At 66.1% G+C, this 19,920-nt stretch carries 21 protein-coding genes; 10 read left to right on the top strand and 11 right to left on the bottom strand.

Annotated features, from left to right (window positions below; all coding sequences use genetic code 11):
• The first annotated feature begins 158 nt into the window (after positions 1-158).
• Positions 159-839: a TetR family transcriptional regulator C-terminal domain-containing protein gene (locus tag APY03_RS34655; protein ID WP_232081162.1), complete on the top strand. Its 681-nt coding sequence runs from the start codon at positions 159-161 to the stop codon at positions 837-839.
• 20 nt (positions 840-859) lie between these two features.
• On the opposite strand, the gene APY03_RS34660 is transcribed toward APY03_RS34655, so the two are convergent.
• Genes APY03_RS34660 through APY03_RS34685 form a run of 6 tightly spaced genes read right to left on the bottom strand, consistent with a single transcriptional unit; the run spans position 860 to position 5,236 of the window.
• Complete coding sequence (locus APY03_RS34660) at positions 860-2,059, bottom strand: MFS transporter (RefSeq protein WP_068684584.1); 1,200 nt, start codon at positions 2,057-2,059, stop codon at positions 860-862.
• Between the two features lie 38 nt (positions 2,060-2,097).
• Positions 2,098-2,811, bottom strand: a complete 714-nt coding sequence (gene arsH / locus APY03_RS34665; protein ID WP_068684535.1) for an arsenical resistance protein ArsH — start codon at positions 2,809-2,811, stop codon at positions 2,098-2,100.
• Positions 2,801-3,859 carry an ACR3 family arsenite efflux transporter gene (gene arsB, locus APY03_RS34670; protein ID WP_068684537.1) on the bottom strand — a complete coding sequence of 353 codons (1,059 nt, stop codon included), beginning with the start codon at positions 3,857-3,859 and terminating at the stop codon, positions 2,801-2,803. The genes arsH and arsB overlap by 11 nt, the downstream gene beginning before the upstream one ends.
• 8 nt (positions 3,860-3,867) lie before the next feature.
• Positions 3,868-4,362: an arsenate reductase ArsC gene (locus APY03_RS34675; RefSeq protein WP_068684538.1), complete on the bottom strand. Its 495-nt coding sequence runs from the start codon at positions 4,360-4,362 to the stop codon at positions 3,868-3,870.
• Positions 4,363-4,409: 47 nt separating this feature from the next.
• Positions 4,410-4,895 (bottom strand): ArsI/CadI family heavy metal resistance metalloenzyme, encoded by a 486-nt coding sequence (locus APY03_RS34680; protein ID WP_068684539.1) that lies wholly within the window; start codon positions 4,893-4,895, stop codon positions 4,410-4,412.
• 14 nt (positions 4,896-4,909) lie between these two features.
• A complete protein-coding gene (locus tag APY03_RS34685) occupies positions 4,910-5,236 on the bottom strand; it encodes an ArsR/SmtB family transcription factor (RefSeq protein WP_068684541.1) in 327 nt (108 codons plus the stop codon).
• 137 nt (positions 5,237-5,373) lie between these two features.
• Between APY03_RS34685 and APY03_RS34690 the strand changes: the two genes are divergently transcribed.
• From APY03_RS34690 to APY03_RS34715, 6 genes are all read left to right on the top strand, one after another.
• The gene (locus APY03_RS34690; RefSeq protein WP_068684543.1) at positions 5,374-5,961 is read left to right on the top strand and encodes an NAD(P)H-dependent oxidoreductase; all 588 of its coding nucleotides are present in this window, start codon (positions 5,374-5,376) and stop codon (positions 5,959-5,961) included.
• Between the two features lie 38 nt (positions 5,962-5,999).
• Positions 6,000-6,857, top strand: coding sequence for a creatininase family protein (locus APY03_RS34695; protein ID WP_068684545.1), 858 nt, complete (start codon positions 6,000-6,002; stop codon positions 6,855-6,857).
• Between the two features lie 64 nt (positions 6,858-6,921).
• A complete protein-coding gene (locus APY03_RS34700; protein ID WP_068684547.1) occupies positions 6,922-7,917 on the top strand; it encodes an ABC transporter substrate-binding protein in 996 nt (331 codons plus the stop codon).
• Positions 7,918-7,937: 20 nt separating this feature from the next.
• Positions 7,938-8,771 carry an ABC transporter ATP-binding protein gene (locus tag APY03_RS34705; RefSeq protein WP_068684549.1) on the top strand — a complete coding sequence of 278 codons (834 nt, stop codon included), beginning with the start codon at positions 7,938-7,940 and terminating at the stop codon, positions 8,769-8,771.
• Entirely contained in the window at positions 8,768-9,628 is an 861-nt protein-coding gene (locus tag APY03_RS34710) for an ABC transporter permease (protein ID WP_068684551.1), read from the top strand. The genes APY03_RS34705 and APY03_RS34710 overlap by 4 nt, the downstream gene beginning before the upstream one ends.
• Positions 9,629-9,638: 10 nt before the next feature.
• Positions 9,639-10,997, top strand: coding sequence for an FAD-binding oxidoreductase (locus APY03_RS34715; protein WP_068684553.1), 1,359 nt, complete (start codon positions 9,639-9,641; stop codon positions 10,995-10,997).
• Here APY03_RS34715 and lnt read toward each other — a convergent pair.
• The 4 genes from lnt to APY03_RS34735 all read right to left on the bottom strand — a co-directional run bounded on the left by lnt (position 10,957) and on the right by APY03_RS34735 (position 14,801).
• Positions 10,957-12,531, bottom strand: coding sequence for an apolipoprotein N-acyltransferase (gene lnt / locus APY03_RS34720; protein WP_083944771.1), 1,575 nt, complete (start codon positions 12,529-12,531; stop codon positions 10,957-10,959). The genes APY03_RS34715 and lnt overlap by 41 nt on opposite strands.
• Positions 12,528-13,406 carry an HlyC/CorC family transporter gene (locus tag APY03_RS34725; RefSeq protein ID WP_068684557.1) on the bottom strand — a complete coding sequence of 293 codons (879 nt, stop codon included), beginning with the start codon at positions 13,404-13,406 and terminating at the stop codon, positions 12,528-12,530. The genes lnt and APY03_RS34725 overlap by 4 nt, the downstream gene beginning before the upstream one ends.
• Positions 13,407-13,493: 87 nt before the next feature.
• Entirely contained in the window at positions 13,494-14,219 is a 726-nt protein-coding gene (locus APY03_RS34730; protein ID WP_068684559.1) for a GNAT family N-acetyltransferase, read from the bottom strand.
• Between the two features lie 108 nt (positions 14,220-14,327).
• Positions 14,328-14,801, bottom strand: a complete 474-nt coding sequence (locus APY03_RS34735) for an Lrp/AsnC family transcriptional regulator (RefSeq protein WP_068684561.1) — start codon at positions 14,799-14,801, stop codon at positions 14,328-14,330.
• 157 nt (positions 14,802-14,958) lie between these two features.
• On the opposite strand from APY03_RS34735, the gene hppD reads away from it, so the two are divergent.
• The gene (gene hppD, locus APY03_RS34740) at positions 14,959-16,086 is read left to right on the top strand and encodes a 4-hydroxyphenylpyruvate dioxygenase (protein ID WP_068684563.1); all 1,128 of its coding nucleotides are present in this window, start codon (positions 14,959-14,961) and stop codon (positions 16,084-16,086) included.
• Positions 16,087-16,166: 80 nt separating this feature from the next.
• Complete coding sequence (gene phhA / locus APY03_RS34745) at positions 16,167-17,036, top strand: phenylalanine 4-monooxygenase (protein WP_068684565.1); 870 nt, start codon at positions 16,167-16,169, stop codon at positions 17,034-17,036.
• 12 nt (positions 17,037-17,048) lie between these two features.
• Here the strand turns inward: phhA and APY03_RS34750 are convergent, their stop codons facing one another.
• Entirely contained in the window at positions 17,049-17,909 is an 861-nt protein-coding gene (locus APY03_RS34750) for an esterase/lipase family protein (protein WP_332112707.1), read from the bottom strand.
• 130 nt (positions 17,910-18,039) lie between these two features.
• Between APY03_RS34750 and APY03_RS34755 the strand changes: the two genes are divergently transcribed.
• Positions 18,040-19,731 (top strand): AMP-binding protein, encoded by a 1,692-nt coding sequence (locus tag APY03_RS34755; protein WP_068684569.1) that lies wholly within the window; start codon positions 18,040-18,042, stop codon positions 19,729-19,731.
• Positions 19,732-19,920 lie beyond the last annotated feature (189 nt).

Raw genomic sequence — 19,920 nt, forward strand, 5'->3', positions numbered from 1 at the left:
CTCCTGTTGGCGTGAAGAATTTCACGAAAGGCAGGGGACGATACCGGAAGCCCGCACCACCGTGACAAGCCTGAGATGCTTCCTGCGCATGGGGCGATGCCGGCGAGACGGTTCGAACGAAGCGCTACCATCGCCCACGCGGCAATGCCGCCCTACCCATGAGCAGTCCAACCCTTCCTGCCGGAGCCGCGGAGGCGCAGCAGATGCCGGCGCCGGAAGGCCCGCTGTCGCGCGCACGGCCGGGCCGCGAGCGCATCCTGGCCGCGATCCGCAGCGCGGCCATCGCCGAGTTCAGCCTGCACGGGCTCAAGGGCAGTTCCACCCAGGCGATCGCGGCGCGCGCCGGCCTCACCAAGCCGCAGTTGCACTACTACATCGCCGGCAAGGAAGAGCTCTACGAAGAGTTGCTGATGCAGGTGCTGCACGACTGGAAGGTGGTGTTCGCCTTCGAGGAGCACGCCAGCGCGCCGGGGCCGGTGCTCGCGGACTACATCCGCAAGAAGCTGGACCATGCCTTCGACAACCCCGAGATCTCGCGCATCTTCACCCGCGAGGTGCTGGACGGGGGGCGCAACCTGGCACGCTACTGGCCGAACGCGCGCGCCTGGACGCAAAAGAAGGTGGACATCATCAACGGCTGGATCGCGCGCGGCCTGATGCGGCCGCTGGACGCGCGCCTGCTGCTGATGCACATCTGGGCCATGACCCAGAGCTACGCCGACTACGCGCTGCAGACACGGGTGATGCTGGGCCTGCCGCCCGACGCGCCGATCGAGCGCGAGCCGATCGCGCGCGAGTTGGTCGCCTTCGTGCTGAACGGCTGCGGGATCGATCGCTGATTCGCCTGGAGCAGCGCGACTCAGCGACTGGCGACGGCATCCTTCACCAACCCCGCATCCGCCGATCGCCGCGCCGGCGCCGGCGGCAGCTTCATGGCCAGCAGGGCGGCGCAAGCCGACAAGCCGAGCCCGCTGGAGAGCCAGAGCGCGCCGGCACCCCAGCGCTCCAGTGCCAGGCCGAACAGGAAGGGCGCACCGGCCTGCACGATTCGCGCAGGCACCATCAGGAGGCCCTGGCGCTGCCCATAGCCCTTGGGGCCGAAGATCAGCAAGGGCAGCGTGCCGATGGCGATGGTCAGGATGCCATTGCCCAGGCCATGCAGCACGGCGAAGGCCGCCGCTGCCTGCATTCCGAACAGACCCACGCACAGCGCACCCAGCGGGTGCGCCAAGGTGGCTAGGCGGGCCGACAGCAAGGGGTGCGCACGCTTGAGGAACCCGAATTCGATCAACCGGCCCGCCACCTGTGCCGGCCCCACCAGCGCCGCGATCGACACCGCCACCGCGAGCGTTGCCCCGCCGGCCAGCAGCAGCCGTGGCAGATGGGCGGCCATCGCGGTACTGATGAACCAGGTGACGGCGAACACGTAGGCCATGATCCAGGCCGCCCGGCGCTGCTGCGCCGGCGTGAGGGCGGCGGCCCGGCCCTGCTCGGCGTTGCCATCGTCCGCCTGCATGGCATGCGCCGGCGGCGGCCGCGGCAGCAGCGCGTTCAGCGGGAGGCCGAGGACCAGGTGCAGTCCGGCCCAGGCCAGGCATGCACCCCGCCATCCCGCGACGTCCTCGAGCCAGGCCGACAGCGGCCAGCCCACCGTGCTCGCGAAACCCGCCAGCAGCGTGATGCCCGTGATCGCACCACGCGCATCGCGCCCGTGCAGGCGCACCGCCGTCGCGAACGCGGCCTCGTACAGCCCACTGCCCATCCCCACGCCGAGCAGGAGCCAGGCAGCGAAGACATGGACGGGATGGGTGGCCAGCGCGAGCCCGGCGAGGCCCGTGGCGAACACCAGGTTGCTCGCGACGAGGACCGGCCGGCCGCCGAAGCGGTCGATCGCGCGCCCCGCCCAGGGACCGGTCGCCGCGGACACGAGGAGCGCAAGGGAGAAGGCCGCGAAGATCGTGGAAGGAGAGACACCGAGCTCGGCCCCCATGGGCCCGGCCAGGACCGCGGGGAGGTAATAGGAGGAAGCCCAGGCGAGCGTCTGCGCCACGCCGAGCATCAAGGTGGTGGTGCGGCGGCCGGGCAAGGCTTTCCCGCTCAGTGGCTGCGCTGATTGACGCGCTTCGACAGCGCCGCGGCATTCTCCCGGCGTTCGCTGTAGCGGTCGACCAGGTAGCCGGCGCAGTCGCGCGTGAGCAGGGTGAACTTCACCAGTTCCTCCATCACATCGACCACGCGCTCGTAATAGGGCGACGGTTTCATGCGCCCATCTTCGCCGAATTCGAGAAAGGCCTTTGCGACCGAGGACTGGTTGGGGATCGTGATCATGCGCATCCAGCGGCCCAGCACGCGCATCTGATTGACCGCATTGAAGGACTGGGAGCCGCCGGACACCTCCATCACGGCGAGCGTCTTGCCCTGCGTGGGCCGGACCGCGCCGACCGACAGCGGGATCCAGTCGATCTGCGCCTTCATGATCCCGGTCATCGCGCCGTGGCGCTCGGGCGAGGTCCAGACCATGCCCTCCGCCCATTGCGCCAGGTCGCGCAGCTCGCGGACTTTCGGATGGTCTTCAGGCGCGTCGTCGGGCAGCGGCAGCCCGCGGGGATCGAAGATGCGGGTCTCCGCTCCCATGGCGCGCAGCAGGCGCGCGGCCTCCTCTGTCAGGAGCCGGCTGTAGGAGCGCTCCCGGGCCGAGCCGTAGAGCAGCAGGATGCGGGGCGCATGCGCGGAACGCTGCTGCACGAACAGCTGATCCAGGCCGGGTCTGTCGAACTGGGCAGGGTCGATGTTCGGAAGCTCAGGACTCATACCAACCCCGCGATGCATTCACTACCTTCACCACCGCCAGCATGATCGGCACCTCGATCAGCACGCCCACCACGGTGGCCAGCGCGGCGCCGGAATGGAAGCCGAACAGGCTGATGGCCGCCGCCACGGCCAGCTCGAAGAAGTTCGAGGCGCCGATCAGCGCCGAGGGGCAGGCCACGTTGTGCTTCTCGCCGACCTTCCGGTTCAGCCAATAGGCCAGACTCGAGTTGACGATGACCTGGATCAGGATCGGTACGGCCAGCATCGCGATCACGAGCGGCTGCCGGAGGATGGCCTCGCCCTGGAACGCGAAGAGCAGCACCAGGGTCAGCAGCAGCGCCGCGATGGACCAGGGACCGATGCGATGCAGGGCGCGCTCGAAGGCCGCGGGGCCGGCACGCAGGATCCGACGGCGCAACAGCTGCGAGAAGATCACCGGCAGAACGATGTACAGCCCCACCGAGGTGATCAAGGTGTCCCACGGCACGGTGATGGCCGAAAGGCCCAGCAGCAGCCCGACGATCGGCGCGAAGGCGAACACCATGATGGCATCGTTCAAGGCGACCTGGGACAGTGTGAAGGCCGGGTCGCCGCCAGTCAGCCGGCTCCAGACGAAGACCATGGCCGTACACGGTGCCGCGGCCAGCAGGATCAGGCCTGCGACGTAGCTGTCCAGTTGCTCGGCCGGCAAATAGCCCGCGAAGACCTGTCGCACGAACAGCCACGCGAGGAAGGCCATCGAGAAGGGCTTGACGGCCCAGTTGACGAACAGCGTGACGCCGATGCCGCGCCAATGCTGCTTCACTTGGGCCAGCGCCGCGAAGTCGACGCGCAGCAGCATCGGGATGATCATCACCCAGATCAGCACGCCCACCGGGATGTTCACGCGCGCGACTTCCAGTCGGCCGACGGCCTGGAAGGCGGCGGGGAACAGTTGGCCGAGTGCGATGCCTGCGACGATGCACAGGAACACCCAGAGAGTCAGATAGCGCTCGAAGACGCTCATGGAGGCCGCGCCCCGGGGCGGGCTTTCGATCACTGCGCTCATGGTGGCCTTCAGCGCTTGCCGATCTCGCGCACCTCGTGCTGGATCGCCATGTGCTCCAACTTGTGGAGCGGCAAGGACAGCATGAACTCGATGCGCCGCTTCAGCGTCACGGCGGCGTCCATGAAAGCGCGCCTTTTCTCTTCATCGGTGCCTTCTACCGCAGCCGGATCGGGCAGGCCCCAGTGGGCCGTGACCGGTTGGCCGGGCCAGACGGGGCAGACTTCGCCGGCCGCCTGGTCGCAGACGGTGATGACGAAGTCCATTTTCGGTGCGCCATCCTTGGCGAATTCGTCCCAGCTCTTGCTGCGGTAGTCCGCGTCCGGGACGTGAAGGGTGCGCAGGGTCGCGACGGCGAGGGGATGCACCGCGCCCTTCGGATAACTGCCGGCCGAGAAGGCCTTGAACCTCGAGCGGCCGAGGTGGTTGGTCAGGCCTTCCGCAATGATCGAGCGGGCAGAGTTGCCCGTGCAGAGGAAAAGCACGTTGTGGGTCGTGTCGGTCATGGGTGGGATCGTCGAAGTGAGGGGATTGGGTTGGGCGATATGTGCCGTCAGCAGCAGGAAGAGGCGCTCTTGACGGGTACGGCGAGCCGTTTTCCCCTCGGCACCGCGCCGGTGCAGCAAGCGCCGCCGCCCTGTTGCACGGTGGCTGCAGGGCGGGTTTCGCCATAGACTTCCACGCGTTCCAGCGTCCGGTAGTGCTCCCAGGCGATGCCCTGCGGATCGGTCACCCAGTGCTTTTCGCTGCGGGCGTAGCAGCACACCGTTGCGCCTTCGTCCAGGATCGCGCGGTCGGCCGATTCGGCGCGTGCCTTGAGCTCGGCCAGTTCGACTTCGTCCTCGGCCTGGAAGCCCAGATGGTCCACGCCGTGGCCCTGCCCGTGCGTGGAAATGGCGAAGTTGAGCCGAGGATCGTCGAGCATCCACTTGGCGTAGTCGGCCTCGAGGCGGACCGGCTCCGCCGCGAACAGCCTGGAATAGAAGCCGACGCTCTGGGCCAGGTCGTCTACGTGCAGGTGAACGTGGAAGCGCTTCATGGGGTTTCTCTCCTTCAGCAGTTGTTGCAGGCGTCCGCTGCCTCGGGAAGACAGGCCTCCCCCTGGCAGCAGTTCTCGGTCAGGTAGCCCAGCAGGGCGGTCATGCGATCGAAGGCGGCGCGGTAGATCAGGTTGCGACCCTGGCGCTCCTGCGATGCCAGGCCGGCGTTGACGAGTTCCTTGAGGTGGAAGGAGAGGCCGGTCGCGGGCAGCTCCAACGCCTCGACCAGTGCGCCGGGCGTGAGGCCCGCGGGGCCGGCGACCACCAAGCTGCGGAACACCCGCAGCCGAACCGGCTGGGCCAGCGCCGCGAGGGCTCGGACAACGTCGTTTTCTTCCATTGTTCAATCATATTTGAATCATTGGATTGAAAGCAACAAGTATTTGGGATGCCGCTTCCGCCCCATTCGGGTGCGTATCTGCTGGCACGTCGCTTGCGTAACCTGACCATCTGCTCTGATTAAGCGGTCAACATTCAATGCGCGTACTCGTCGTCTACTGCCACCCGGTCGAAACCAGCTTCCATGCCGCCCTGCACCAGGAGGTGCTGCGCAACCTGAAGGCGGCGGGGCACGAGGTGGACGACTGCGATCTGTATGCCGAGGGCTTCGATCCGGTCCTCTCGCGCGAGGAGCGCCTGGGGTACCACGAGGTGCCGAGCAACCAGCTGCCGCTCATGCCCTACATCGAGCGCCTGCGCCGGGCCGAGGCGATCGTGTTCTGCTTTCCGACCTGGTGCTTCGGCCTGCCCGCGATGCTCAAGGGCTACTTCGACCGCCTCTTCATGCCCGGGGTGGCCTTCGACCTGAGCGACCCCGCCAACGTCAAGCCGATGCTGACCCATATCAAGCGCATCTCGGCCGTCGTGACCTACGGCCGGCCGCGCTGGGTCGCCTGGTACATGGGCGACCCGCCTCGCAAGATCGTGACGCGCTACATGCGGCGCCTCACCGGCCAGCAGGCGCGCGTGGACTACCACGCCCACTACCACATGAACGTGGCGACCGAGTCCCAGCTCAAGCGCTTCCTGCAGCGCGTGGGCCAGGCGATGGCGCGCTTTGCCTGAGCCCTTTCTCTCTCACCGCCTCCCACCACGAGTCCCCCATGCTGCACGGCTACATCCCGCCCCACCGCTTCCTGCCCTATCTGAGCTGGACCGAGATCGACGCGCTGCCCGACCGCGAGAACACCGTGATCGTGCTGCCCTGCGGCGCGATCGAGCAGCACGGCCCGCACCTGCCGTGTTCGGTCGACAGCGTGATTGCCTCCGGCGTGATGGGCAAGGCGCTCGAACGGCTGCCGCCCGAGGTGCGTGCCTTCGCGCTGCCGACGATCACCTACGGCAAGTCGGAGGAACACCTGCACTTCCCCGGCACCATGACGCTGAGCGGTACCACGCTGCTCGCGACCGTGACCGAGATCGGCGAGTCGGTCTACCGCGCAGGCTTTCGCAAGCTGCTCTTCGCCAATGGACACGGCGGCCAGCCGCAGGTGCTGGAAATGGCAGCGCGCGAGCTGCGGCTGCGCCATGGCGACTTCATCATCGTGCCGCATGGCGTCTCGCGACTGCCCAATGCGTCGAGCCGGCAGATCAGCGAGCAGGAGAGAAAGCTCTCGATGCACGCCGGCCATTCCGAGACCGCGCTGATGCTGGCGCTGGCGCCCGACACGGTGCACATGGACCGCGCGGCGGCCAACTTCCCGCCGCCCTTCCCGATCAAGCTGCTGTCGGCTGACGGCCGCCCGGCCTGCGCCTGGACCGCGCGCGACTTCGGGCCCAGCGGCGTGATCGGCGACCCCACCAGCGCGACGCGCGAACAGGGCGAGGAGATCCTCGACACGCTGGCCGCCAGTTGGACGCAGGCGTTGACCGAGCTGCATGCGCTGCGCTGGGTGGTGCGCGAGGAAGCGACCTGGGAGCGCGGCCACCAGCGTGGCTTCATCCAGTCCGCAGCGGCCTGAGGCGCGCTCCTTGCAACGGCGACTTTTTCTTCAACCCTTCCTTACCGCTCAAGAGGTCTTCACCATGCGCGATCTTTCCGCCTCCCGCCTCGGCCGCCTGGCCGCTGCCGCCATCCTCGCCTGCGCTACCGCCGCGACGGCGCACGCGCAGGACAAGTTCACCTACATGACGAACTGGTACGCGCAGGCCGAGCACGGCGGCTTCTACCAGGCGGTCGCCCAGGGGATCTACAAGAAGTACGGGCTGGACGTGACGATCAAGATGGGTGGACCGCAGGTCAACATCACGCAGATGATGGCTGCCGGCCAAGCCGACTGCATCATGGGGTCGAGCGACATCCAGATGATGCAGGTGCGCGAAGGCGGCGTGCCGGTGGTCAACGTGGCGGCCTTCTTCCAGAAGGACCCGCAGGTGCTGATCGCGCACGACGACGTCAAGAAGTTCGAGGACCTCAAGGGCAAGACCATCCTGATCGGCTCGCAGGCCAACCGCGGCTACTGGCCCTGGTTGAAGGCCAAGTTCGGTCTCACCGACGAGCAGGCCCGGCCCTACACCTTCAACATCCAGCCCTTCGTGGCCGACAAGAACACGGCGCAACAGGGCTACCTGACCTCCGAGCCGTATGCGATCCAGAAGGCTGGCGTGAAGAGCACGGTGCTGATGTTCAGCGACCACGGATTCCCGGCCTATGCGACCACCGTGTCCTGCATGGACAAGACGGTGAAGGAGCGCAGCAAGCAGGTGGCCGCCTTCGTCAAGGCCTCGGCCGAGGGCTGGAAGAGCTACCTCGCCGACCCGGCGCCAGCCAACGCGCTCATCAAGAAGGACAACCCCAACATGACCGACGACCAGCTGGCCTACAGCGTGGGCAAGCTCAAGGAGATGGGCATGATCACGGGCGGCGACGCGGCGACGATGGGGATCGGCGTGATCACCGATGCGCGCGCCAGGGCGAGCTACGACTTCCTGGTGGCGGCCAAGCTGCTCGACCCGGGCAAGGTGGAGATCGCGAAGACCTACACCACCGAGTTCGTCAAGGAAGCCAAGGTCCTGCCCTGAGAGACCGCAGGGCCGCACGCATGAACCGGATCGAACCCGCCGTGCTCGCGCCGCCGGCCGCGCCCGCCGCGCCGGCGGTGGAGCTGCTGTCGGCCGAGAAGACCTACCCGAACGGCACCCGCGCCCTGCTGCCGGTGGACCTCGCCATCGCCGAGGGCGAGTTCGTCACGCTCCTCGGCCCTTCGGGCTGCGGCAAGAGCACGCTGCTCAAGATGGTGGCGGGGCTGCTGGAGCCCAGCGATGGGCGCCTGCTGCTGTGGCGCCGGCCGGTGGCCGAGCTGCACAGTTGCGCCCACAAGATGGCCTTCGTCTTCCAGTCGCCCACGCTGATGCCGTGGGCCAGTGTGCGCAGCAACGTGCGGCTGCCGCTGGACCTGGCCGGCGTGCCGCGCAAGGAGGCCGATGCGCGCGTGACCGATGCGCTGGAACTGGTGGGCCTGCACAAGTTCGCGACCGCACTGCCGCGCGCGCTCTCGGGCGGCATGCAGATGCGCGTGTCCATCGCGCGCGGGCTCGTGACCCAACCCGACCTGCTGCTGATGGACGAGCCCTTCGGCGCGCTGGACGAGATCACGCGCCACAAGCTCGATGCGGAGCTGCTCGACCTGTGGCGCAAGAAGAAGCTCACGGTGATCTTCGTGACGCATTCGATACACGAGGCGGTGTTCCTCTCCAGCCGCGTGGTGATGATGGCTGCACGGCCCGGCCGAGTGGTGGAGGAGTTCCACATCGACGAACCCTATCCCCGCAGCGCGGACTTCATGGTGTCGCCGCAATTCAGCCGCTATGCGAAGCAGCTGCAGGACAGCCTGCTGCGCGCCAGCAATGGCACTTACGACGAGAGCACACCATGAGCCGCACTGCCGCTCCGGGGGCGACCCGCACCGTAGCCGAAGTTGGTGCAGCGAGCAGACGACTGCCTCTGCTGCAACAGCCGCGCGCGCAGCGCGTGATCTACCCGTTGCTGGTGGGCGTGGCGCTGCTGGCACTCTGGCAGGGCCTGGTGACGGCCATGGAGCTGCCGCCCTACCTGGTTCCCTCGCCGTGGCTGATGACGAAGACGCTCATCGTGGACTGGGTGCCGCTCGGCACAGCGTTGCTGGTCACGCTGAAGATCACGCTGCTGTCCTTCGTGCTGGCCACGGTCGCAGGCGTGCTGATCTCCTTCCTGTTCGTGCAGAGCAAGCGGATCGAGACCGCGCTCTTTCCCTATGCGGTGCTGCTGCAGGTGACGCCCATCGTCGCGGTGGCGCCGCTGATCATCATCTGGGTCAAGAACCCCACGGCCGCGATGGTGGTCTGCGCGGCGCTGGTCGCGCTGTTCCCGATCATCAGCAACACCACGTTGGGGCTGCGCAGCATCGAGCCCGATCTGCAGAGCTACTTCAAGCTCAACCGGGCGACGCGATGGCAGCAGCTGGTGCGGTTGCGCATCCCGAGCGCGCTGCCCTATTTCTTCGGTGGCCTGCGCATCTCGAGCGGCTTGTCGCTGATCGGCGCAGTCGTGGCCGAGTTCGTGGCCGGCACGGGCGGCAGCGGCGCGGGACTGGCCTACCAGATCCTGCAGTCCGGCTTCCAGCTCAACATCCCGCGCATGTTCGCGGCGCTGCTGCTGATCTCTCTGACAGGCGTCGCGCTCTTCGTGCTGATGGCCTGGCTCACCAAGCTCGCGCTGGGTTCCTGGCATGCGAGCGAACTCTCACAGGACTGACTTTCTTTCCATGAACGCCCCCGCCTCCGCCGTCGAGCAATTGCATCTGGAACTGCCCGAACTCGACTGGATCACCGATGAGAGCCGCATTGCGCGGCTGTCGCAGGACTTCTCATGGTTCAGCCCGGTGCTCCAGCGTCAGCTGAAGGACAAGCGCGCCGACGCGGTGGTGCGCCCGCGCACCGAGGACGAGATCCGCGCCGTGGTGAGCGCCTGCGTGCGCCGCAAGGTCCCGATCACCATTCGCGGCAGCGGCACCGGCAACTATGGCCAGACCACCCCGCTTGCCGGCGGCGTGGTGCTCGACATGACAGGCTACAACGCGATGCGATGGGTACGCCCCGGCCTGGCGCGCGCGCAGGCGGGCATCCGGCTCGGCGAGCTCGAGAGGCACACCCGACCCTCCGGGCAGGAGCTGCGCTGCGTGCCCTCCACCTATCGCAGCGCGACGCTGGGCGGCCTGTTCGGCGGGGGCTTCGGCGGCGTGGGATCAATCAACTACGGGCCCCTGGGTGCGGCCGGCAACGTGCTGGGGGTGCGGGCCATGACGATCGAGGCCGAGCCGCAGGTCATCGAGCTTCGCGGTGCCGAGGCGCTGCGCATGCACCACTTGTGGGGCACCAACGGGCTGGTGCTCGAACTTGAAGTGGGGCTGGCGCCCGCACATCCCTGGCTCGAGAGTCTGGTGGTCTTCGAGGACTTCGACGCGGCACTGGCCTTCGCCGACGGGCTCGCGCATGCCCCGGGCATGGTCAAGCGCGAGATCGCCTTCTTCGCAAGCCCGGTCCCGGATCACCTGGCGCAGCTGGCCGAGCACCTGCCGCAAGGCTGCCATGCGGTGTTGTCGCTGGTGGCCGAATCATGCGAGGACCCGCTGCTGGAGCTGATTGCCGCCCACGGGGGCCGCATGAGCTACCGCAAGACAGCCGAGGAGGTGCACAAGAGCAACCGCACGCTGATGGAATTCACCTGGAACCACACAACGCTGCATGCACTCAAGGTCGACAGGAACCTGACCTATCTGCAGAGCGGCTTCACGCCCGGGCAGCATGTGCGGCAGGTTGCCGAAATGGAGAAGCTCTTTGCGGGCGAGGTGATGATGCACCTGGAGTTCCTGCGCAACGCCAGTGGGCTGATGACCTGCAGCGGCCTGCAGCTGGTGCGCTTCACGACCGAGGAGCGGCTGGACGAGATCATCCGCCTGCACCGCGAGCACGGCGTGCACATCAACAACCCGCACGTCAACATCGTCGAGGACGGCAAGGCCGGCGGTTCGTTGCCGGCGGAGGTGATCGAGCTCAAGAAGCGCTTCGACCCGTTGGGCCTGCTCAATCCGGGGAAGCTGCGCGACTGGCCGGTCGCCGCCTGATGAAGGGCGCGGCGGCCACGATCACGATCGCCAGGCCCCATATCGGCCACAGCCCGAAGCGCGAGACCCACCACGCAAAGGGCGTGAGCCCTGCGCGACCTTCGACCGGCGCGACCAGCACGCCGCGCGTGAGGCGCGGCAGCGCGCGCGTGACGCGGCCGCGATGATCGATCACCGCGGTGGCGCCCGTATTGGTGGCACGTACCATCGGCCGCTCGAATTCGAGCGCGCGCATGCGCGAGATGGCCAGGTGCTGGTCGATTGCCACCGTGTCGCCGAACCATGCGATGTTGCTCACGTTGAGGAGGATGGTGGGAGCTCTTGCCTCGTCGCGGAAGTTGGCGCCGATCTCGTCGCCGAACAGGTCTTCGTAGCAGATGTTGGGCGCGATACGCTGGCCCAGCCATTCCAGCGGCGGCTGCGCGAGGCCGCCGCTGTGGAAGTCGCCCAGGGGAATGTTCATCATGTCGGTGAACCAGCGGAACAGACGGGGCACGAATTCACCGAAGGGCACGAGGTGGTGCTTGTCGTAGCGGTAAGGCGTGCTGCGCCCGGGGCCGAAGCCCAGAACCGTGTTGGTGTAGACGTGGCCATTGCCCAGTGGGAGGCCGACGATCGCGGTCTGCGAGCCGCTCGCGTAGCGCGCCGCGATGGCGTCGAGGTAGCCGGGAGGCAGTTGCGAAGGCAGCAGGGGCAGCGCGGTTTCGGGCGTGATCACCAGCGGCGCGGTGGCGCGCTGCAGTTGCTCGCCGTACCACTGCAGCGCGGTGGCGATGCCGCCGCTGGGGATGAACTTCTCGTCCTGCGGGATATTGCCTTGCAGCAGCGCCACGTCGATACGGCCGCGCGAGAGTGCCGCCTCGTCGGGTGTGCCGCGCGCGGCGACGAACAGTGCCGGCGCGGCCAGGAGGATCACGGCCGCGCCCAGTTCCCGCATCCGCGTGCCGGCGCGCGGGGCGCGCAACGCAGTTGCAGCGAGCGCCGCAATCGCAGCCGCGACGGCGCCCAAGCCATACGCGCCCAGCAAGGGCGCGTATGCCGCGAGCGGACCGTCGACGTGGGCGTAGCCGCCCGCCCCCCAAGGAAAGCCTGTGAACAGGCTGTTGCGCAGCAGCTCGGCCAAAGTCCATGCGGCGGCGAACAGGATCACGGCGCCCGCCCGATGGACAGGCGCGAACGCGAAGTAGAAGGCCGCGGCTGCAGCGTAATACAGCGACAGGGCTGCCGACAGCGCCAGCACGGCCATCGCCGCGAGCGGCACCGCGAGCCCGCCATAGGTGTGCATCGAGACGAAGAGCCACCAGAAGGTGCCGCACAGCCAGGCGGTCGAGAACACCCAGCCGTAGAGCGCCGCACTGCGCCATGAGGGGCGCGGCGCGGCGCGATCCCGCAGCGCATCGAGCTGCCAGACCAGCGCGGCCAGCGATAGCAGTTGCAGCCACCACAACGGCTGGCCACTCCAGGGAGCCGCGATCGACGCGGCCTGAGCGAGCCCCGCGAGTCCGAAGCCCAGCGCGCGCACCGGCGCTTTCAATCGCCCGCGTCGTCGCCGCGCGCCGGCGAGACCTTGAACCAGCGCACGGCGCCGCCCTTCGTGTGGAGCACGACGAAGTCGAAGGCACCCAGCGCGTAGTGCTCGCCGCGCTTGGGCACATGGCCCATCTCGTGAGCGATCAGGCCGCCGATGGTGTCGAAGTCCTCGCTCAGCACTTCCTCGTCGAAGACGATGCCGAAGGCCTCGGCCACGCGCTCGATCGGCGTGTCGCCCGAGACGCGGTAGGTGTGGTCGGCCAGGCCGAAGATGTCGCCCTCGTCCTCGGCAATGTCGAATTCGTCCTCGATTTCGCCGACGATCTGCTCCAGCACGTCCTCGATGGTGATGAGGCCGGCCACTCGGCCGAACTCGTCGATCACGATCGCCAGATGGTTGCGGTTGCCGCGGAATTCACGCAGCAGATCGTTCAGACCCTTGCTCTCGGGCACGAAGGTGGCAGGACGCAGCAGCGCGCGGATGTTGAGCCCTGGCGCGCGCTGGAGCTTGAGCAGGTCCTTCGCCAGCAGGATGCCGATGATGTTTTCCTTCTCGCCCTCGTAGACCGGAAAGCGCGAGTGTGCCGTGTCGATCACCAGATTGAGCAGCGACTCGAAGGACGCATCGATGTTGACCAGGTCCATGCGCGGCGCGGCCACCATCACATCCCCGGCGGTCATGTCGGCCATGCGCAGCACACCCTCGAGCATGACGCGCGACTCGGCGCCGATCACGTCGTTGTCTTCGGCGTCAGCGAGGGTTTCGATCAGCTCGTCGCGCGAGTCTGGTCCGGGATGAATGAACTCGGCGAGTTTCTGCAGGAAACTGCGCTTGTCCTCGCGTTCAACGGGTGCGCGGTCGGGGTGTGGATCAGCCACTGCGGGAGGGCGGAGTTGGGGAAACGCAAGGATACCGGAATGGGCCCCTCGCGCGGAGCTCCGCCGATCGCCTGTGGCAGCGGCCCTTCAAGGCGAGGACTGCTCGCGCGCGGCGCGCACGCCGCTGCGGATCTCCTGCAGGGTGGCCAGCAAGGCCCAGAACTGCTTGGCACGCGTCTTGAGCTGGAAATCGACCTCGGCGTAGTGCTCGAGCGCGATCTCGCTCATGCGGCTGTCGAAGGTCGCATTGGGCAACTGCAGATGGGCTTCTGATTCGGAGCCGCTGCGCACCACCGTGGCGCCGGCACTGCGCGCGATCTTGAGCATGGCCGTGTTCTCGCTCAGCGCGTGAATGAAGAGCATGCCTACGCCCTCGTTGCGCGCGATCACCACTGCGCGCTCGAACAGGCGGGCGCCATAGCCGCGGCCGCGAGCGTGCTCGGCGACGGAGACGCCGAATTCGGCGCAATCCTTGAGCTGATCGTCCGGGGCAAAGGCGAGGTGCGCCATCGCGATCAGATCGAGACGGCGGTTGTAGATGCCAAAAAGCTCGTCGCGATCGAAATCGAGACCGCCGACGTAGCGCTGGATCTGCTCGTCAGAGGCGGCGTAGCCGAAGCGCAGGTAGCGGTCGTGGGGCTTGAGCGCGAGCAGGTGCTGCGCGATGCGATCACGCTCGCGTGGCCCGATCGAACGGATCGGCACCATCACAGGGGCGGGCGCGGGAGTGCGCGGCTGGGCTTCAACCATGGGCGTTTTCAGGAAGGAGCCGAGGCCGAGCGAGGCTTTGAAAAGTGCCTTGGCGGTATGCATGGCTCCAATATAGGGGTTTTCCCTTAACCAACAAGCTCGCAAGGACTAAAAAGTAATTCATAAGATTACAAAACTGAAGTCCGAGACGGACAATGCCCCTCCCTGTTGCTATATCGGCACAGCGGTGGTGGCTTTCACCCTGTCCAGCACGAAGCTGGTCTTGCAGTCCTCCACGCTCGGATGCTTCAGCAACGTGTCCATGATGAAGCGGCTGTAGTGCGCCATATCGGCAACAACCACGCGCAGCAAATAATCCATTTCCCCTGTCAACGCGGCGCATTCCACCACCTCTGGCCAAGTCTGGACGCTGGCACGGAACAGGTCCATCGGGTTGCGCTTGTGGGTCTCGGTGTGCTTCTCGAGGCGGACATTGAGATATGCCGTAAGACCGAGGCCCACAGCCTCAGGCTTCACCAGTGCGACGTAGCGGTCGATGACGCCGCTCTCCTCCAGGCGCCGGACCCGTCGCAACACCGCGCTTGGGGAGAGGCTGACCTTCTCGGCCAGTTGGTCATAAGTGGCCCGGCCATCGCTTTGCAGCGTGCGCAAGATAAGTCGATCCAGCTTGTCGAGTGCGTCCATTTCTTTATTGTCACAGTTTTCCTGCGTTATGACTGAACTTTAGGCGTGATAACGCTGAAATCATGAGAACGTGCGCTTTTACAGTTGAACACTTGCCTGCGCGACCGCAGCGCCAAACTCGACAACCCCTCCCACTCTCTTACTGGAGACGCCCCCCATGAGCACCGCCGACGCCCCCGCCTTCACACCATGGGAGAACCCCATGGGCACCGACGGCTTCGAGTTCATTGAATACGCCGCGCCCGATCCGGCCGCCATGGGCCAGGTTTTCGAGCGCATGGGCTTCAGGGCCGTGGCGAAGCATCGCCACAAGAACGTGCTGCTGTATCGCCAGGGAACGATCAACTTCATCGTGAACGCGGAGCCGGACTCCTTCGCGCAGCGCTTTGCGCGCCAGCACGGCCCCAGCGTCTGCGCCATCGCGTTCCGCGTGCAGGACGCCAAGGCCGCCTATGAGCGCGCCATCTCGCTCGGCGCGTGGGGCTTTGCCGACAAGGCTGGGCCCGGCGAGCTGAACATCCCGGCAATCAAGGGCATCGGCGACAGCCTGATCTATCTGGTCGATCGCTGGCGCGGCAAGAACGGCGCGGAGCCGGGCGACATCGGCAACATCGGCTTCTACGACGTCGACTTCGAAGCCCTGCCCGGCCTGACGGCGCAGCAGGCGCTTGCGCCGGAAGGTAACGGCCTGACCTACATCGACCACCTCACGCACAACGTCCACCGCGGCCGCATGAACGAGTGGGCCGACTTCTACGAGCGCCTGTTCAACTTCCGCGAGATCAAGTACTTCGACATCGAAGGCCAGGTGACGGGCGTGAAGAGCAAGGCGATGACCAGCCCCTGCGGCAAGATCCGCATCCCGATCAACGAGGAAGGCAAGGAGCAGCCCGGCCAGATCCAGGAGTACCTGGACCTCTATCGCGGGGAAGGCATTCAGCACATCGCGATGGGTTCGGACGACCTGTACAAGACGGTCGACGCACTGCGCGCCAGCGGCGTCAAGCTGCTCGACACCATCGACACCTACTACGAACTGGTGGACAAGCGCATTCCGGGCCACGGCGAAAGCCTGGAGGAACTGCACAAGCGCAAGATCCTGATCGACGGCAAGAAGGACGCGCTCTTGCTGCAGATCTTCAGCGAGAACCAGTTGGGCCCGATCTTCTTCGAGTTCATCCAGCGCAAAGGGGACGACGGCTTCGGCAACGGCAACTTCAAGGCGCTGTTCGAGAGTATCGAGCTGGATCAGATACGTCGGGGCGTGTTGAGCGCCGCGCAATAGTTGCTCCATCACACACAGAGCAAGCAATGCGCAGCGCGTCTTGGACCGCTGGCTCAAGCAAACATCATTCGGAGCTTTTCATGGAGACGCCTTCAGGTGCGGTCATGCCCGCGGTCTACGGTCAATCGGATCGGCCGCCGCGCGGCGACTATTCGCGCGGCGGTGCCGTGCTCGCCGACTACACCTGCCCGCAGGACTGGGCCAGCTATACGCCGGCCGATCACGACACCTACCGGCGCCTCTATGAACGCCAGGCCGCGCAGTTGCCAGGGCTGGCCTGCGACACGTTTATCGAATCGCTGCCCCTGCTCGGCATCAAGGACCGTATCCCGCGCTTCGACGAGATCAACGAGCGGCTCTATAAGGCGACCCGCTGGGAGATCGTTGCGGTGCCCGGGCTGATCCCTGAGCTGCCCTTCTTCACGCTGCTGGCAAATCGCAAGTTTCCGGTCACCGACTGGATCCGCAAGCCGGCAGAATTCGATTACATCGTGGAGCCCGACGTGTTCCACGATCTGTTCGGGCATGTTCCGATGCTCTTCGACCCGACCTTTGCCGACTACGTGCAGCGCTACGGACAGGGCGGCATCAAGGCTCACGACCTGGGCGCCGGCGAGAAGCTCGCACGGCTCTACTGGTACACGGTCGAGTTCGGGCTTATCCGCCAGCCCGAGGGTCTGCGTGCCTACGGCGCAGGGATCCTGAGCTCGGTCGGTGAGCTGAAGCACGCGGTGCGCAGCACGGAGCCGCTGCGTTTGCCGCTCGATCTGCTGCGGGCAATGCGTACGCGCTACAAGATCGACACTTACCAGCGCAACTACTTCGTGATCGACAGCTTTTCGCAGCTCTTCGACCTGACGGCGCCGGACTTCGCACCGCTTTACCAGGCGCTCGCCCGGCAGCCCGACATAGAGGCCGGTGTGCTGTTGCCGGGCGAATCCTCTCGCTGAGCGCGAGGCTGTTCACTCGTCGAGCAGTGCAAGGGTCTGCTTCCGCAGGCTTGTGACAAAGGCCATTTCCACATGCCCGCGCCCCGGCGCGAGCCGGTTGTCTGCGCCGGGAAGCGTGGCCGACGAGGTGGGGAACACGATGTTGTCGCAGTTCGAATACCAGCAGGTGAACGGCACTTCACGTGCATTGCTGCAAGCGCTTTCCATCTGCCGCATCCAGTCGCCATCGATCCGCATCTGCCGTCCGTTCACGGTACGACCGAAGCGTGCCAGCCAGGTGCCGCGGTGCGGCGTGCCGATCGTGACGATGCGATGCACGCGCCCCGCATCGGCGCTGCGCAGCCATGCTCTGGCGGCCAAGCCGCCCATGCTGTGGCAGATCAGGACCGGCGAGCGTCCGGTGGCTGCAGTCACGCGCGAGATCGCCTCGTCGAGTGTTGTCACGTAATGGTCGATCGAGCCGAGGACTGGCTCGAGATCGACAGCCATGAAGGCATGGCCCCTCGCGCGCAGCTCCCGCAGCCAGGGATTCCAGAAGCCTCGGTTGCAGAGGAAGCCATGGAGGAACACAACGCCGCGGCGGCCGCTGCCCACGGGCAAATGGTCAGGCACTGCACGCGAGCGAAAGGGCTGTTGCCAGCAGAACACCCTCAGGGCCGTCCGGCTTTCAGCAGCCCAAGCCCGCGCGCACTGCAACGCAGTGGCGCGTCCGAACGGGTCTCGCCTGCTGACCTGATAGCTCGCAATGAACTCCAGCGCCAGGAAGGCCGCGTGGGCCAGGCTCAAGGTCAGAAGGCCAACCAGGGCCACGCCCGGCGCGCGCGGCCACCAGTAGCCAGTCCACACCACAGCGGCAAGGAGCCAAACCGACACGATGCATTGCTGAAGACGCGCGACCATGCGGCCGACTATCGCACGCGCGACAGATCTGGCGCGACCCTGGGACAAGCCCGATGGCGGCACGGCCGAACTCGCTTCGACAATCCGCGGCAAAGGAGTTCGCATGCAATCAGCCGTCTTGAAGAGCTATCCGCCGGGCGTGCCGCACGAGGTGCATCCCGAGCAATACCGTTCGCTGGCCCAGATGTTCGAGGAGTCGTTCGAGCGCTACGCAAAGCGTTCGTTCTCGGTGTGCATGGAGAAGTGGATGAGCTACGCGGAGCTCGAGGAGTTGTCCAGGGCGCTGGGGGCTTGGCTCCAGGCGCGTGGGCTGGAGGCGGGGGCTCGCGTGGCTATCATGCTGCCTAACGTGCCGCAATTCGCGGTCACCATGGCGGGGGTACTGCGCGCGGGCTACACCTGCGTCAATGTCAATCCGCTATATACCGCGCGCGAGCTCGAGCACCAGTTGAAGGATTCAGGTGCGACGGCGATTGTCATTCTCGAGAACTTTGCAGCAACGCTCGAGCAGGTGATCGAGCAAACGCCGATCAAGCATGTGGTCGTCGCTTCGATGGGTGACCTGCTCGGCGGACTCTACGGCACCTGGATCACTCTGGCGGTGCGGCATCTCGCGAAGATGGTGCCCCCGTACAAGCTCCCACTCGACAAGGGCCGAACCGTGGCGCCCTTTCCGAAAGTGATCGACGAAGGCAAGGGACTCAAGCTCGGACCGGATACGAGCACGCTCGACTCCATCGCCTTCCTGCAGTACACGGGAGGCACTACCGGGCTGTCCAAGGGTGCCGTACTGACGCACCGCAACATCATTGCGGCCACACTGCAGGCCGAAGCCTGGTTCAATCCGGCGCTCGAGCGGGCAGGCGATTCGTCCAAAGTCAACAGCATCGCAGCACTGCCGCTCTATCACATCTTCGCCCTGACGCTGTGCCTCCTAGCGATTCGCCAGGGATCGCACCTGACGCTGATCCCCAATCCACGCGACATTGACCAGTTCATCGCTGTTCTCAGGAAGAGACCGTTCCACATGCTGCCGGCAGTCAACACGCTGTTCAATGCGTTGTTGATGCATCCGGATTTCAGGACGGTGGACTTCTCCACCCTGTTGGTCTCCCAGGCCGGGGGCATGGCCGCATCCGAGGGTACGGCCCGCAAGTGGTTCGAGACTACAGGCTGCCCGATGATCGAGGGCTGGGGCATGAGCGAGACCTGCGCGATCGGAACGAACAATCCAGTGTTGAACGCAGCCTTCACCGGCACCATCGGCCTGCCCTTATCGGGCATCGAGATCGCGATCAAGGATGACGAGGGCCGCTCACTGCCAGTCGGCGAGGCGGGCGAGCTCTGCATCAAAGGGCCCAACGTGATGGTCGGCTACTACAACCAGCCTGCGGAGACCGCGTCGGCGTTCACGGCCGACGGCTTCATGCGCACCGGCGACATCGCGGTCATGCAGGAGGACGGCTATACCCGCATCGTCGACCGCAAGAAGGACATGATCCTCGTGAGCGGGTTCAACGTGTTTCCAAACGAGCTTGAGAACGTGATCTCGCTGTGCCCAGGCGTAGTCGAGTGCGCGGCGATCGGCGTGCCCGACGAGAAGCAAGGCGAGGCGATCAAGGTCTTCGTGGTCCGAAAGGATCCCACATTGACGGAGGATGCCGTGACGCGCTACTGCAACGACCAGTTGACTGGGTACAAGCGGCCCAAGCACATCGAATTCCGCGATAGCCTGCCAAAGACAAACGTCGGCAAGATCCTTCGACGCCAGCTCCGCGCGGACACGAGCGCTTGAGCGCGCCTGCAGCGGTCCTAATGCCTCCAAGTTGCCTCAAGACCTTCACGGGCATTCTGCGGGCGGACGGCTGCGGCAGCGCACCGATGCCCCAGGCTCGGCGCAAGCCGCCAGTACTCGCTGTTCAGATCCGGGCGCGTAGACGTGCAGTAAGCGCGTGGTGATCCCGTCTTGACGACGGTCTTCGAT

It is taken from the genome of Variovorax sp. WDL1 (assembly GCF_001541225.1).
In the GTDB taxonomy this organism is placed as follows: domain Bacteria; phylum Pseudomonadota; class Gammaproteobacteria; order Burkholderiales; family Burkholderiaceae_C; genus Variovorax.

Coding starts and splice junctions, on each gene's coding strand:
- APY03_RS34655 (WP_232081162.1), top strand. CDS start 159: ATGAGCAGTCCAACCCTTCCTGCCGGAGCCGCGGAGGCGCAGCAGATG.
- APY03_RS34660 (WP_068684584.1), bottom strand. CDS start 2,059: ATGCTCGGCGTGGCGCAGACGCTCGCCTGGGCTTCCTCCTATTACCTC.
- arsH (WP_068684535.1), bottom strand. CDS start 2,811: ATGAGTCCTGAGCTTCCGAACATCGACCCTGCCCAGTTCGACAGACCC.
- arsB (WP_068684537.1), bottom strand. CDS start 3,859: ATGAGCGCAGTGATCGAAAGCCCGCCCCGGGGCGCGGCCTCCATGAGC.
- APY03_RS34675 (WP_068684538.1), bottom strand. CDS start 4,362: ATGACCGACACGACCCACAACGTGCTTTTCCTCTGCACGGGCAACTCT.
- APY03_RS34680 (WP_068684539.1), bottom strand. CDS start 4,895: ATGAAGCGCTTCCACGTTCACCTGCACGTAGACGACCTGGCCCAGAGC.
- APY03_RS34685 (WP_068684541.1), bottom strand. CDS start 5,236: ATGGAAGAAAACGACGTTGTCCGAGCCCTCGCGGCGCTGGCCCAGCCG.
- APY03_RS34690 (WP_068684543.1), top strand. CDS start 5,374: ATGCGCGTACTCGTCGTCTACTGCCACCCGGTCGAAACCAGCTTCCAT.
- APY03_RS34695 (WP_068684545.1), top strand. CDS start 6,000: ATGCTGCACGGCTACATCCCGCCCCACCGCTTCCTGCCCTATCTGAGC.
- APY03_RS34700 (WP_068684547.1), top strand. CDS start 6,922: ATGCGCGATCTTTCCGCCTCCCGCCTCGGCCGCCTGGCCGCTGCCGCC.
- APY03_RS34705 (WP_068684549.1), top strand. CDS start 7,938: ATGAACCGGATCGAACCCGCCGTGCTCGCGCCGCCGGCCGCGCCCGCC.
- APY03_RS34710 (WP_068684551.1), top strand. CDS start 8,768: ATGAGCCGCACTGCCGCTCCGGGGGCGACCCGCACCGTAGCCGAAGTT.
- APY03_RS34715 (WP_068684553.1), top strand. CDS start 9,639: ATGAACGCCCCCGCCTCCGCCGTCGAGCAATTGCATCTGGAACTGCCC.
- APY03_RS34730 (WP_068684559.1), bottom strand. CDS start 14,219: ATGCATACCGCCAAGGCACTTTTCAAAGCCTCGCTCGGCCTCGGCTCC.
- APY03_RS34735 (WP_068684561.1), bottom strand. CDS start 14,801: ATGGACGCACTCGACAAGCTGGATCGACTTATCTTGCGCACGCTGCAA.
- hppD (WP_068684563.1), top strand. CDS start 14,959: ATGAGCACCGCCGACGCCCCCGCCTTCACACCATGGGAGAACCCCATG.
- phhA (WP_068684565.1), top strand. CDS start 16,167: ATGGAGACGCCTTCAGGTGCGGTCATGCCCGCGGTCTACGGTCAATCG.
- APY03_RS34755 (WP_068684569.1), top strand. CDS start 18,040: ATGCAATCAGCCGTCTTGAAGAGCTATCCGCCGGGCGTGCCGCACGAG.